The sequence below is a fragment of the Cellulomonas sp. URHE0023 genome (genome assembly GCF_000688475.1).
GTDB lineage: Bacteria > Actinomycetota > Actinomycetes > Actinomycetales > Cellulomonadaceae > Cellulomonas.
Window position 1 is genome coordinate 36,359 of record NZ_JIAN01000009.1, and the last position, 13,275, is coordinate 49,633.

At 72.6% G+C, this 13,275-nt stretch carries 13 protein-coding genes; 8 read left to right on the forward strand and 5 right to left on the reverse strand.

The window, feature by feature from the left end:
• Nucleotides 1-8: 8 nt before the first annotated feature.
• Entirely contained in the window at nt 9-923 is a 915-nt protein-coding gene (locus tag N553_RS23310; protein ID WP_051640302.1) for a hypothetical protein, read from the reverse strand.
• Between N553_RS23310 and N553_RS23315 the strand changes: the two genes are divergently transcribed.
• The 5 genes from N553_RS23315 to N553_RS0117100 all read left to right on the forward strand — a co-directional run bounded on the left by N553_RS23315 (nt 922) and on the right by N553_RS0117100 (nt 5,112).
• A complete protein-coding gene (locus N553_RS23315) occupies nt 922-1,203 on the forward strand; it encodes a hypothetical protein (RefSeq protein WP_034623195.1) in 282 nt (93 codons plus the stop codon). The two genes, N553_RS23310 and N553_RS23315, sit on opposite strands and share 2 nt — an antisense overlap.
• Nucleotides 1,204-1,389: 186 nt before the next feature.
• Complete coding sequence (locus N553_RS24450; protein WP_051640303.1) at nt 1,390-2,922, forward strand: hypothetical protein; 1,533 nt, start codon at nt 1,390-1,392, stop codon at nt 2,920-2,922.
• Nucleotides 2,923-2,931: 9 nt separating this feature from the next.
• Nucleotides 2,932-3,366 (forward strand): HEAT repeat domain-containing protein, encoded by a 435-nt coding sequence (locus N553_RS0117090; protein ID WP_028047544.1) that lies wholly within the window; start codon nt 2,932-2,934, stop codon nt 3,364-3,366.
• Nucleotides 3,367-3,457: 91 nt separating this feature from the next.
• The gene (locus N553_RS0117095; RefSeq protein ID WP_028047545.1) at nt 3,458-4,606 is read left to right on the forward strand and encodes a serine/threonine-protein kinase; all 1,149 of its coding nucleotides are present in this window, start codon (nt 3,458-3,460) and stop codon (nt 4,604-4,606) included.
• Nucleotides 4,603-5,112, forward strand: coding sequence for a hypothetical protein (locus tag N553_RS0117100; RefSeq protein ID WP_028047546.1), 510 nt, complete (start codon nt 4,603-4,605; stop codon nt 5,110-5,112). Before N553_RS0117095 ends, N553_RS0117100 begins: the two co-directional genes overlap by 4 nt.
• A 31-nt stretch (nt 5,113-5,143) precedes the next feature.
• Here N553_RS0117100 and N553_RS0117105 read toward each other — a convergent pair whose 3' ends face one another.
• Nucleotides 5,144-6,619, reverse strand: a complete 1,476-nt coding sequence (locus tag N553_RS0117105; protein ID WP_028047547.1) for an amino acid permease — start codon at nt 6,617-6,619, stop codon at nt 5,144-5,146.
• Nucleotides 6,620-6,850: 231 nt separating this feature from the next.
• On the opposite strand from N553_RS0117105, the gene fabI reads away from it, so the two are divergent.
• The 3 genes from fabI to N553_RS0117120 all read left to right on the forward strand — a co-directional run bounded on the left by fabI (nt 6,851) and on the right by N553_RS0117120 (nt 9,663).
• A complete protein-coding gene (fabI, locus tag N553_RS0117110; RefSeq protein WP_028047548.1) occupies nt 6,851-7,618 on the forward strand; it encodes an enoyl-ACP reductase FabI in 768 nt (255 codons plus the stop codon).
• Between the two features lie 40 nt (nt 7,619-7,658).
• Complete coding sequence (locus tag N553_RS0117115; protein ID WP_051640304.1) at nt 7,659-9,110, forward strand: nitronate monooxygenase; 1,452 nt, start codon at nt 7,659-7,661, stop codon at nt 9,108-9,110.
• Nucleotides 9,111-9,195: 85 nt separating this feature from the next.
• Nucleotides 9,196-9,663, forward strand: a complete 468-nt coding sequence (locus N553_RS0117120) for a hypothetical protein (RefSeq protein WP_028047550.1) — start codon at nt 9,196-9,198, stop codon at nt 9,661-9,663.
• Between the two features lie 7 nt (nt 9,664-9,670).
• Here N553_RS0117120 and hutI read toward each other — a convergent pair whose 3' ends face one another.
• The 3 genes from hutI to N553_RS0117135 are packed head-to-tail and all read right to left on the reverse strand — an operon-like array spanning nt 9,671 to nt 13,271.
• Nucleotides 9,671-10,813, reverse strand: a complete 1,143-nt coding sequence (gene hutI / locus N553_RS0117125) for an imidazolonepropionase (RefSeq protein ID WP_028047551.1) — start codon at nt 10,811-10,813, stop codon at nt 9,671-9,673.
• The gene (locus tag N553_RS0117130) at nt 10,810-12,126 is read right to left on the reverse strand and encodes a formimidoylglutamate deiminase (RefSeq protein ID WP_028047552.1); all 1,317 of its coding nucleotides are present in this window, start codon (nt 12,124-12,126) and stop codon (nt 10,810-10,812) included. The genes hutI and N553_RS0117130 overlap by 4 nt, the downstream gene beginning before the upstream one ends.
• The gene (locus tag N553_RS0117135; RefSeq protein WP_034623305.1) at nt 12,123-13,271 is read right to left on the reverse strand and encodes an allantoate amidohydrolase; all 1,149 of its coding nucleotides are present in this window, start codon (nt 13,269-13,271) and stop codon (nt 12,123-12,125) included. The genes N553_RS0117130 and N553_RS0117135 overlap by 4 nt, the downstream gene beginning before the upstream one ends.
• Nucleotides 13,272-13,275: the final 4 nt, after the last annotated feature.

Genomic DNA, 13,275 nt, shown 5'->3' on the forward strand with positions numbered 1-13,275 from the left:
GCGTGCGGTCAGGTCGTCGGGTCCTTGGTGGCCATGAGGTCTCCCGCGCTCTTGTCCGCGAAGGTGGTGATCGCCTGCTGGGCGGAGCCGAAGACGACCGCGAGGGCGAGCAGCTGCGACATGCCTCCCGGTTGCGTCGTCGCGACGAGTCCGCCGGCGACGAGCATCACCCCGACCACCGCGAGCAGCGGCCCGACCGCGAGCTTCAGCATCCGCTGCTGGATCGGGAGGCGGTACGGGAGCCCGCCCGACCGTGCGCGGATCGTCGTGGGCACCGCGGTGACGAATGCGCCCAGGGCACCCGCGAGCATGACGAACGACAGGAGGACCCACGGTTTGCCGGTGAAGCCGTCCGGCGGTGGGACGAGCTCGACGGTCGGCACCCGCGACTGGACGAGGAGCAGCAGGGCGACCGACACGACGGTCAGGGTCGTGATCCCGAGCATCCCGTTGCGGAGCCGGCGGGCCGCCTCGTGGAACGCGTCGGACGCCTCGTGCGACTGCCCGAGCAGGTCGCGCACGCCGCTGCGGAACTCTTCGAGGTCCTCGGGCGGCTTTCTCGACCAGCCCGCCGCCTGGACGAGGAGCCGGTTGTTCTTCGGCAGGAACAGCTCCGCCTCGGTGATGATCCCGTCGAGGCTGCCCACGAGGTCCTGGCGCGACCGGTACATGGTGAGCGCACGGTCCACCTCGTGCAGCGTCTGCCAGACCGTCTCGATCCGGCCGCCGGTGAACCACTCCCGCGGCCCCTGCGCCCTGCGGTGCCCCCTGCTCCTCCCGATGAGCAGGCGGTCGACGTCGTCGAGGTTGCGGCGCAGCATGCGGGCAACCTTGTCCGGCACGTCGCCCTCGACCTGCTCGAGCCGGCACACCAGGTCCCGGCGTCGCATCTCCGGCTTGGCCTGCCACGACGCGATCGTCATGAACGGGGGCACGTCCCTCGCCGGCGGTGGCGCTTCCGGCTGCGCCGCCGGTGCCGTGACCGGCGTCTCGGGCGCCGTCGTCGGCCCGGACGTGGCGCGGTGCTGCGGAGCCAGGTCGGTCACGGACCCGCCGTCGGGCGTGGGCCTGGCGGACCCGGGCCTCTTCCTCGACCGGGCACCCGCCACCGGATGGGTGGTGACCGGGTTCTTCGTACCGTTCTGCGTCGCCGTCAGGTTGGACATCGCGCACTCCCAGGTGGGCGTGAACCGCGCCGGGTGATCCAGGCAGCAGCTCCTGTGAAAGAGAGGACGCGCAGCAGCGGCCTTCGATACATCTCGCCCCGACCGGCTCACACCTGTGGGTGCGCTCGGGACCTCACGGGACGACCGGTCAGACGCCTTGACCCCGGAATGACGCAGGGTGTTGGCTCGGCACAACAGACAACTCCACACAAACGGGGCAGTCATGGGTTGGGCATCGTGGTTCAACGTCTCTGGCGGACGCGCGGCCCTCGGGTCGCCGGTCAGTGTCATCGCCCGGAACCCTGATCATCTGGACCTGTTCGTCACGGGTACGGACGGCGGCATCTACTCGACCTGGTGGGACGCCTCGTCCGGTTGGGCCAGCTGGTTCCCGGTGTCCGGGGGCCGAGCCGCTCTCGGGTCGCCGATCACGGTCGTGGCACGCAACCCGAACCACCTGGACCTCTTCGTCGTCGGCACCGACGGCGGCGTCTACTCGACCTGGTGGGATGCCGCGTCCGGCTGGGCCAGCTGGTTCCAGGTCTCCGGCGGGCGCGCGGCCCTGGGCTCCCGCGTGGAGGTGGTGGCGCGCAACCCCGACCACCTCGACCTGTTCGTCACGGGCACCGACTGCGGCATCTACTCGACCTGGTGGGACGCCGCCTCCGGCTGGGCCAGCTGGTTCCAGGTCTCCGGCGGGCGCGCCGCGCTCGGGTCGCCCATCACGGCCATCGCACGCAACCCGAACCACCTCGACCTATTCGTCACGGGCACCGACGGGCGGATCTTCTCGACCTGGTGGGACGCCGCCTCCGGCTGGGCCAGCTGGTTCCAGGTCTCCGGCGGGCGCGCGCATCTCGGCGCGCCGATCACCGCCATCGCGCGCAATCCCAACCACCTCGACCTGTTCGTCACCGGCACCGACGGCCGGATCTACTCCACCTGGTGGGACGCCGCCTCCGGCTGGGCCAGCTGGTTCAACGTCGCCGGCGGTGCCGCAGCCCCGCGCTCGCGGATCAACGTGGTCGCACGCAACCCCAACCACCTCGACCTGTTCGTCACCGGAACCGACGGCCGGATCTACTCGACCTGGTGGGACGCCGCGTCCGGATGGGGCACGTGGTTCAACGTCTCGGGAGGAGCCGCAGCACTGGCCTCCCCGATCGACGTCGTCGCCCGGTACCCCGACCACCTGGACCTGTTCGTGACGGGAACGGACGGCCGCATCTACTCGACGTGGTGGCACCAGACCGAGGCGCTGCGCGTGCACGTCAAGATCCTGTCCGAGCCCACGAGCGTCACCCGCGCGCAGATGGTCCAGAGCATGCAGGACGTGTACCGGACCGCCGGGATCGACGTGTTCGTCGCCAGCACCGAGTCGCTCGACCTCCCGCTGCTCAACGACCTCGACGTGGGCGGCTGCACCGCAGGCTCGACCACGACCGAGCAGAACCAGCTCTTCGCCAACCGCAACAACGCGGCGGCCGACGACCTGTGCGTGTACTTCGTGCGCTCGACCGTGCCGCCGCTGAACGGGTGCGCAGCCCACCCGAACAACGTCTGGGCGGCGGTCGTGACCTCGGTGGCGTCACGGTGGACCATGGGCCACGAGTCAGGGCACGTGCTCGGTCTGCCCCACGTCGCGCCGACCGACAGGTTGATGATGGGCGGCGGGACCTGGAACATCACGAACCCGCCCCCCGACCTGATCCAGGCCGAGATGGACACCATGCTCGCCCACCCCACGGTTCGGTAGGGAGTCACCATGGAGCTCGACGAGCTTCGCAAGGCCCTGGACAGGGACGAGCTGAACTACCCGGCCCTCGCCGCGAGGGCGGGACCCGAGTCGATCGAGAACCTGGAGGCGCTCGTCGCCGAGGACGAGCCCCGGATCGCCTCGAAGGCCGCGTATCTCGCCGCGCTGATCGATGCCGCCGGGTCCGCCCGCGTCGTCGACCTGGCAGCGCAGAGCCGGCACGACGTGGTCCGAGCGTCCGCCGCCGCCGCACTGGGCTCGCTGCCGCAGGAGCACGCCGCACCGATCGCCGACCGGCTCCTGACCGACCCCGACGTCGGCATCCGGGCCCGCACCGTCAGGTCGGTGGCCAGTCTCGGTCTCCAGGACTCCCTTCAGAAGGTTGCCGACGAGGACGACCACCCCGAGGTGCGCGCGCTGGCGGCCGGGCTGATGCCGGGCTGAGCCCATCGGCCGACCGGTCCGTTCCACGGTCGGGTGAACTCACCCGGTGCCGGCGTGCGGCCCCGATCCTGACGACCTAGCGTTTTCGAACATGTTGGGACACGTCGACGGGACGCGCCCCGAGGCACCGTCGGACGGCGGCACCCCGGAGCCGGTCCTGCTCGACGGCCGCTACCGGCTCGACGGTGTGCTGGGCCGCGGCGCGCTCGGTGTCGTGCACCGTGCGCACGACGTTCTGCTCGAGCGGGACGTCGCCGTCAAGGTCCTGCCCGGCGTCGACGACGACACCGACGCCTACCTGCGCAACCAGGCGGAGATCCGCGTCCTGGCCGGCCTGCACCACCCCGGCCTGGTCACGCTGTACGACGCCGGCACCGTCGACGACGCGCACGGCGGTCGACAGGTGTACCTGGTGATGGAGCTGGTCGACGGCCCGACGCTCGCCGAGCGCCTGCGCCACGGCAGGCTCAGTACCGAGCAGACGGCACGGGTCGGCAGGGACATCGCCCTGGCACTCGCTGCGGTCCACGAGCGCGAGATCATCCACCGCGACATCAAGCCTGCGAACATCCTGCTGACCGGCCCGGACTCCCTCGACGGCACCGACGGCACCGCGGGGCCGACGGTGAAGGTCGCCGACTTCGGCATCGCTCGGCTCGCCGACGGGACCCGGCTGACGATGACCGGCGTCACGCTCGGCACGGTGCGCTACCTGAGCCCGGAACAGGCCACGGGCGTCGGACTGGGGCCGGCGAGCGACATCTACACGCTGGGCCTCGTGCTGATCGAGTGCGCGACGGGACGCCCGGCGTTCTCGGGCACCACGGCCGAGGCGGCGCTGGCACGGTTGGCGGGCCCACCGGACGTGCCGGCCGACCTCGACCCGGACCTGGTCGGCCTGCTGACGCGGATGACCCAGATGTCGCCCGACGACCGACCGGCGGCACGCGAGGTGGCGGCCGAGCTTGCGGCCCTGGCCGACGCCGACGGGACCCGGGTGCTCCCGGTCACGCCTGGACCGACGGGCACAGGTCCGGGCGTCAAGGGCTCCACGCGCCGCCTCGGCCCGTCTCGCGCAGCCCTCGTGGCCGGAGCGCTGGCGCTCCTGACGACCGGTGTCCTCCTGGTCGGCCAGCACCTGCGCGAACCGCAATCCCCGCCCGCCCAGCCCGTCTACCCCACGGTCCCCGGAACCCTCGGGGACTCGCTCGTCCGGCTCCAGACGAGCGTGCAGCCATGAGGTGGCGCGTCGGGTGCACGGCTCTCGCCCTCGCCGGGCTGCTCTTGGCGGGCTGCGGCGGCAGCGGGACCGACCTCGCTGCCAGTCGTGCGCGCACCCTGCAGGACGCGGTGCTCGGCGTCACGCACGCAGCGGCTGACGGGCGTTGGGACGACGCAGAGGCGCTGCTGGCGACGACGCGGACCGAGCTCGACGCGGGCGCCAGGCGCGGTGAGGTGTCGACCGAGCGGTATGGCCAGATCGACGCGGCGCTCGACGAGGTGCAGGCGGAGCTCTCGGCGCAGGAGGCGCGCGCGGCCGCAGCCGAGCAGGAGCGTGCGGCGGCGGCCGCCCTCGAGCAGGAGCGTGCCGCGGCCGAGCAGGAGCGCGCCGCGGCGGAGCAGGCGGTCACGGACCAGACGGCGCCCATCGCCACGGTCGCGCCCGCGCCCGCGCCGCCGGCGCCGAAGGCCACGACGCCCAAGGGCAAGGGTGATCACCCAGGAAAGGGCAAGGGCAACAAGTAGCCGCCCAGCGGTCACCGCCTCCTGAGGCCGGTCACCTGGACGGGTCGGCGACCGGGTCCGGCGTCGCCAGCCGCGAGCGCCGCATGGAGTACCCGAAGTAGACGATGAACCCGAGGACCAGCCACACCACGAACCGCAGCCACGTCTCGACCGACAGGTTCAGCATCAGGTACAGGCAGATCGCGGCGGACACCAGCGGCAGCACCGGCATCCACGGCACCTTGAACGAGCGCGGCAGGTCGGGACGTTTGCGCCGCAGGACCAGCACGCCGAGGCTGACCAGCACGAAGGCGCTCAGGGTGCCGATGTTGACCATCTCCTCCAGCACCCCGACGGGCGTGAGGCCTGCGACGAGCGCCACGACGACCGTCACGAGGGCGGTGATGACCCACGGGGTGCGGAACGTCGGGTGCACCTTGGCGAGCGCGACGGGCAGGAGGTGGTCGCGGCTCATCGCGAAGATGACGCGGGTCCCGCCGATCATCAACGTGAGCACGACCGTCGTCAGGCCGGCGACGGCGCCGGCGGAGATGACCGTCGCCATCCAGTCCTCGCCGTGCGCGGTGAACGCGTTGGCCAGTGCCGCCTCGGGGTCGAGCTTGTCGTAGCTGACCATCCCGGTCACGACGATGGACACGGCGCAGTACAGGATCGTGCAGATGATGAGGGAGCCGAGGATCCCGATGGGCAGGTCCCGCTGGGGGTTGCGCGTCTCCTCGGCGGTCGTCGCGACGACGTCGAACCCGATGAAGGCGAAGAACACGAGTGCCGCGCCAGCAACGACGCCACCCCAGCCGAACGTCGAGGGCTCGACCCCGGCGATCGCCTGGAGCAGGGGCTGGGTCAGTCCCGTCGTCGTCTCGTTCGCCTCCGCCGGTGGGATGAACGGGCTCCAGTTGTCGGCTGAGATGAACTGGATGCCGGCGATGATCACGAAGAGCACCACGAACAGCTTGAGCGCGACGAGCACGAGGTTGACGCGCAGCGACTCCTTGATCCCGATGGTCATGAGCACCCCGAGGATCACGACGAGCGCGATCGCCGGGACGTCGACCACGCCGCCGTAGCCGATCGAGTCGGGGACGGTGATGCCCAGGTTCTCGAGGAGCACTCCGAAGTAGGCGCTCCAGCCCTGCGCGACGACGCTGGCGCCGAGGAACATCTCGAGGATGAGGTCCCAGCCGATGATCCACGCGAAGATCTCGCCGAGGCTCGAGTAGCTGAACGTGTACGCCGATCCCGAGACGGGGACGGTCGAGGCGAACTCCGCGTAGCACATGGCCGCGAGCGCGCAACAGATGGCCGCGAACACGAACGACAGGACGATCCCCGGCCCGGCGACCTCGTGCGCCGCCCGCCCGGTGAGCGTGAAGATGCCGGCGCCGATGACCACACCGATGCCGAACACGATCAGGTCGAGCGCGCTCAACGAGCGCTTGAGCTTGAACTCCGGCTCCTCGGCGTCCGCCATCGACTGCTCGACGGGCTTGGTGCGCAGCACGCTCATGACGGGTCCCCCGACGTTGCCCTGGTGGTGTGCAAAGTCTGGCGGAACCTCCGGCGTCGCGCGCGGTGTGCGGGACCGGGCGGCCCCGACGTGGGCGGGTGCCTGCGCCGCGATGCAGTGCGGGACCTGCCTGTCAACGTGCCGAAGGGCTCCTGTTCGTAGCGCCCTGGGCGACTAGCGTCGTGGGCGCCGGACGGTTCCGAGGTCGGCACCGAGACGTGGAGAGACCCGATGGCGCTGCTCGACGGCAAGACGATCCTGGTGACCGGCGTGCTCACGGAGGGGTCGATCGCCTTCCATGTGGCCCGTCTGGCCCAGGAGCAGGGTGCGCGGGTGGTCCTCACGTCGTTCGGCCGGCAGCAGCGGCTGACCGAGGCGATCGCCCGGCGGCTTCCCGTCCTGGCGCCCGTGGTCCAGCTCGACGTCACGTCTGCTGCGGACCTCGACGCCCTCGCCGGGGCGGTCGGTGAGCACGCGGACCGCCTGGACGGAGTGGTCCACTCGATCGGCTTCGCTCCGCAGGCGGTGCTCGGCGGGCACTTCCTGGACGGCTCGTGGCCCGACGTGGCGACAGCGCTCGAGGTGTCCGCGTACTCGCTCAAGGCCCTTGCGGTCGCCGCGCGACCGCTCATGGACCGGGGCAGCTCGGTGGTGGGTCTGACGTTCGACGCGACGGTCGCCTGGCCCGTGTACGACTGGATGGGCGTGGCCAAGGCTGCGCTGGAGTCGACCTCCCGCTACCTGGCCCGTGACCTCGGCCCTGACGGGATCCGGGTCAACCTCGTCGCCGCAGGACCGGTCCGCTCGACGGCCGCCAAGTCGATCCCCGGCTTCGAGTCGATCGAGGGCGGCTGGGACCACCGGGCACCGCTCGGTTGGGACGTCCGCGACGCCGACCCGACGGCCCGTGCCGTGGTCGCCCTGCTCTCGGACTGGTTCCCGGCGACGACCGGCGAGATCGTGCACGTCGACGGCGGAGTGCACGTGATGGGCCTCTGACCAGTCGACCCGCCGCCCCCCGTAGGTCTGGAGAAGCTCGATGACGACATCCCCACCGCTGACGGCTCTGCGACGCGCGCTCCCGACGATCATCCAGGGCGGGATGGGGGTCGCCGTCTCGTCCTGGCGCCTCGCCTCGGCGGTCGCGCGGCGGGGGCAGCTCGGTGTCGTGTCGGGCACGGCGCTGGACCTGGTGCTCGCGCGGCGGCTCGAGGACGGTGACCTGGACGGGTCGGTCCGTCGCGCGATGGCCGCGTTCCCCGTGCGGTCGGTGGTCGACCGTGTCCTCAAGCGGCACCTGCGGCCCGGCGGACGCGCGGCCGGCGTGGCGTACACCCCTGTGCAACGGCTCAGCATGCGTCCTGGTCGGGCCGTGCAGGAGCTCACGGTGCTCGGCAACTTCGTCGAGGTGTGGCTCGCCAAGGAGGGCCACGACGGGATCGTCGGGATCAACTACCTGCAGAAGATCCAGATGGCGATGCCCGCCGCGGCCTACGGCGCGATGCTCGCCGGCGTCGACGTCGTGCTCGTCGGCGCCGGGATACCCCGCCACCTGCCGCACCTGCTCGACGACCTCGCAGCCCACCGCCCGACACGGCTGCCCGTCGACGTGGTCGGGGACCCGTCCGGCGACCACTGCGTCGAGATCGACCCGCCGGGCCTGCTCGGAACCGGGATCCCTCCGCTGAACCGCCCGATGTTCCTGGCGATCGTGTCGAGCGAGGTCCTCGCCGCCTACCTGACGCGCGACCCTGCCATCAGCCCCGACGGCTTCGTCATCGAGGGGCACCGCGCCGGTGGTCACAACGCGCCACCGCGGGGCCGACCGGTGCGCGACGAGCGCGGGCAGCCGGTGTTCGGGGCGAGGGACCAGGCAGACATCGGCAAGGTCGCCGCCGTGGGTCTGCCGTTCTGGCTCGCCGGCTCGCTCGGCACGCCGGAGGCGGTGCGGGCGGCGGTCGCCGCGGGTGCGACCGGCGTCCAGGTCGGGACCGTCTTCGCGATGAGCACCGACTCCGGTCTGACCCCGCAGCTGCGCGAACAGGTCCTGGCCGCGTTGCACGCGGACGAGCTCGAGGTCCTCACGGACGCCGACGCCTCACCGACCGGCTTCCCGTTCAAGGTCGCGCAGCTCGACGGGACGCTCTCGGAGCCGGCTCTGCGCGAAACCCGGCCTCGCCTGTGCGACCTCGGCTTCCTTCGGTCGCCGTACCTCAAGGACGACGGTCTGGTGGGGTTCCGCTGCCCGGCGGAACCCGTCGAGATGTTCGTCCGCAAGGGCGGGACCGTCGAGGAGGCGACCGGACGGGCGTGCCTGTGCAACGCGCTGTCCGCCGACGTCGGTCTCGGCCAGACCCGGCCGGACGGGCGCTCCGAGGAGGCCCTGGTGACTCTCGGCGCCGACCTCACGGGCGCGACCCGGCTGGCGGAGCTGTATCCGGACGGCTGGTCCGCCGACCACGTGCTCGACTGGCTCCTCGCTCCCGCGTGACCGGCCCCAGTGCAGGGCAGGCGGCCGGCCGGCACGTCGGTATCGGTAGTCTCCGGGTGTCAGCTCCGCACCTGGAAGGGTTCACGTGCCGTACATCGTCGACTTCACGCAGGTGTCCGCCGAGGGTCTGGAGTCGTCGCCCGTGGCGGAGGCCCTCGCCGGCCTGAGGGCCAACGAGGCGCGTTACTTCAAGAACAAGTACGACCACGTCTTCAGCGTCGACCCGGCGAGCGAGGCCACCGAGACGGTGGACTGGGTGCACGGCATCCTCAAGGACGAGCGCGAGATCGTGATCGGGTCCCGCCCGCTCGAGGCGACGTCCTTCGTGGTCGACGGGACGCGCATCGCCTACGTGTTCTACGAGTCGGGTCTGTCCATCAACGTCATGTACACGCTCGCGGACGCCTCCAAGCGTGCGGTCGGGTTCAAGCTGTCCGACGGCATGGAGATCCCGGAGGAGCTCGCGTCCCGGTTCAAGTTCGCCAGGCAGAAGTCGAAGCTGGCCGGCACGATCCGCGGCTCGTACTTCGTGATCAAGGCCGAGCACCTGTAGACGCTCTCTACAGGGTCAGACCGCGCGCGATCGGGACTCCCGGCCGGTAGGCGAGGTGCCGGTGGCTCGGGGCGTCGAGCACGGCCAGATGCGCACGGGCGCCCACGCGCAGGTGCCCCACGTCGTCGCGGCGCAGGGCGTGGGCGCCGCCCAGGGTCGCGGCGCGGACCGCCTCCGCGACGGTCATCCGCATCTCGCGGACGGCGAGGGCGATCATCAACGGCATCGACGTCGAGAAGCAGGTGCCGGGGTTGCAGTCGCTGGCGAGCGCGACCTCGACGCCGGCGTCGAGCAGCCGGCGGGCGTCGGGGTACGGGGACCGGGTCGAGAACTCGACGCCGGGCAGCAGCCCGGCGACCGTGTCGCCGTCGGCCAGGGCTGCGACGTCCGCGTCGGTGAGGAACGTGCAGTGGTCGACGCTCGCGGCGCCGAGCTCCACGGCGAGCTGCACACCGGGTCCGTGGCCCAGCTGGTTGCCGTGCACCCGCAGCCCGAGGCCGGCCGCCGCTGCGGCGGTCAGCACGGTGCGAGCCTCGTCACCGTCGAACGCGACCGCGCTGGCCGGCTCGCAGAACACGTCGGCCCAGCGGGCGTGCGGAGCGCAGGCCGCGAGCATCGGACCGGTGACCAGTGCGACGTAGTCCGCCCGGTCGATCCCCGGCGGCACGACGTGCGCTCCGAGGAACGTCGTCTCGTCGGTGACCTCGCGGGCGAGCCTGAGCAGCCGTTCCTCGGTCGGGACGTCGAGCCCGTAGCCGCTCTTGACCTCGATCGTCGTGGTGCCCTGGGCGCGGGCCTCGTCGACGAGCCTGTGGAGGCCCGAGCGCAGCTCGTCGTCCGACGCCTCCCGGGTCGCGGCGACCGTCGTCGCGATCCCGCCACCGGTGTACGGGGCGCCGGACATGCGGGCCTCGAACTCGGCGGACCGGTCGCCGGCGAACACGAGGTGCGTGTGGGAGTCGACGAACCCCGGGACGACCGCCGCGCCCGCGAGGTCCGTGCACAGGTCCGCGGCCGGCGCGTCCGCCGCTCGGCCCACCCAGGCGACACGTCCGCCCTCAGCGACCAGCGCCGCGTCGAGCAAGGGGCGGTCGAACCGCGGGTCGTGCGTGACGAGCTCGCCGATGCCAATCACGAGGTGCGAGGTCATCGGGCCTCCTCCCAGGCGGCACGGATCGCCGTGCCCAGCATCGCGCCCACGTCGCCGAGGACGTGCCTCCCGCCCTCGACACGCACGACCCCGCCGACCAGGACCGTGTCGACGTCGGCGGTCCCCGCGACCATGACGACCTGTGCCGGGTCGGCGCCGGCGGTCCGCGCGGAGTCGGTCCGGACGGCGACGAGGTCCGCGGGGGTCCCGGGCGCGAGGCGGCCACCGGTCGGGTCACCCAGGCTCGTGTGCCCGCCCGCCGTCAGGGCGGTCAGCAGGTCGGCCGGGGTGAGGACTCCCCGCGTCTGCGCCGCGAGGCGCTCGTGCAGCTCGACCGACCGCGCCTCGGCCAGCAGGTCGGTCTGCACCTGCTGGTCGCTGCCCACCGAGAGCCGGGCGCCCGCGGCGTGCAGCGCGGCTCCGGGGGCGATCCCGTCGCCGAGGTCCTGCTCGGTGGACGGGCACAGGCACACCCCTGTCCGGGAGGAGCCGAGCGTGGCGATGTCGTCCGGCGTGAGGTGCACCGCGTGCACGGCGGTCGTCGCCGGGCCGAGTGCACCGGCGTCGGCCAGGACCCTGGTCGGGGTCGCGCCGAACGTGCCGAGGGCCTGCTCGTTCTCGAGCCGCTGCTCGGACAGGTGGACGTGCAGCGGGCGGCCCGTCGCGTGCGCGGCGACTGCCGGGAGGTCGTCGAGCGGGACGGCCCGCACGGAGTGGATCGCGGCGCCGACCGTGAGGGTGTGGTCGGGGCGGATGGCCGCGACGCGCGCGGCCCACGCGTCGGCGTCGTGGTCCCCGAAGCGCAGCTGTGCACCCTCCAGCGGTGCGTCGATCCCGCCCGTGAGATAGGCGGTGTCCAGCAGGGTGATCCGCAGGCCGGCCTCGCGGGCGGCCGTGCGCAGCGCCTCGGCCATGACGTTCGGGTCGTCGTAGTGGACGCCGCCCGGCGCGTGGTGGAGGTAGTGGAACTCCCCCACGGTGGTGACCCCGGCGAGCACCATCTCCGCGTAGGTGGCGCGCGCGAGGTCCAGGTACGTGTCGGGCGTGAGCGTCCCCGCGAGCGCGTACATCTGCTCCCGCCAGGTCCAGAACGTCCCGCCGCGGTCGTGCGTCCGACCGCGCAGCGCCCGGTGGAACGCGTGGGAGTGCGTGTTGGCGAAGCCGGGCAGGACGACACCGGGCAGCCGACGGTCCCCCGGCTCCGGCGTCGTCCCGGCGACGACCGAGGTGAAGCGGCCGTCGGCCTCGGTGAGTCGCACGTCGGAGGCGAGGCCGTCCGGGAGCCAGGCCTGCGCGGCCCAGTAGGCGCTCACGCGAGGAGCCTCTCCAAGGTGGTGGCGAGCGCGTCGACCCCCGCGAGGCAGTCTGCCTCGTCCGCGTCCTCGGCGGGGGCGTGCGAGATCCCGGACGGGTTCCGCACGAAGAGCATCGCGGTCGGGACGCCAGCCGCCGCCAGGATGCCGGCGTCGTGGCCCGCGCCCGTGCTCAGCCGTGGCGCACCCCCGAGCGCGTCGACCACGGTGTCCGCCAGGTCGGCATCCAGGACCGTGACCGGGGTCCAGGACTCCCGTGCTGGGGCGTAGTCCTGCAGGGCCGAGAGGACTGCCTGCACCGCAGCCTCGGACTCGGCCCGGACGTCGAGCCAGGCCGTCACCCGAGACGGGATCGCGTTCACGCCGTTCGGGTCGACGCGCAGCTTGCCGACGGTCGCCAGCGCACCAGCGTCGAGCGCGGCCGCGCGCACGTGGGCGATGAAGGACGCCAGGTCGAGCATCGGGTCGCGCCGGTCCGCCAGCGGCGTGGTCCCCGCGTGGTTGGCCTCACCGTGCAGCTCGACCCGCCAGCGCCCGTGCGGCCAGATCATCCGGCCGACGCCGACGGGGTCGCCGGTGTGCACCAGCCCGCGGCCCTGCTCGACGTGCAGCTCGACGAACGACGCGACCCGTCGAAGCGCCTCCGGGTCCGCGGCGAGCCCAGCCGGGTCGCGGCCTGCCGTGCTGAGCGCGTCGGCCATCGTCACCCCGTCGGCGTCCCGGAGACCCCGCGCTCGGTCGGCGTCGAGCGCGCCCGTGAGCAGACGGGACCCGGCGCACGCGACGCCGAACCGGGCACCCTCCTCGTCGACGAAGCTCGCGATGCCGAGCGGGCGCCCCGGCTCGAAACCCCGCGCGCGCAGCGTGTCGAGCGCGGCGAACGCGCTGACCACCCCGAGCGGCCCGTCGAACGCGCCGCCGCCGGGCACGGAGTCCAGGTGGCTGCCGGTGACGACGCCCGGAGTCGCGTCCGGGTCGCCCCACCACGCCCACTGGTTCCCGGCCCGGTCCGTCACGAGCGACAGGCCGCGCGCGTCGGCCTCCCCCGCGAACCACTCGCGCAGCACGTGGTCCTCCTGGGTCCACGCGAACCGGCGGTAGCCGCCGTCACCGGCACGGCCCACGGGCGCCAGGTCCGACCACATGCGA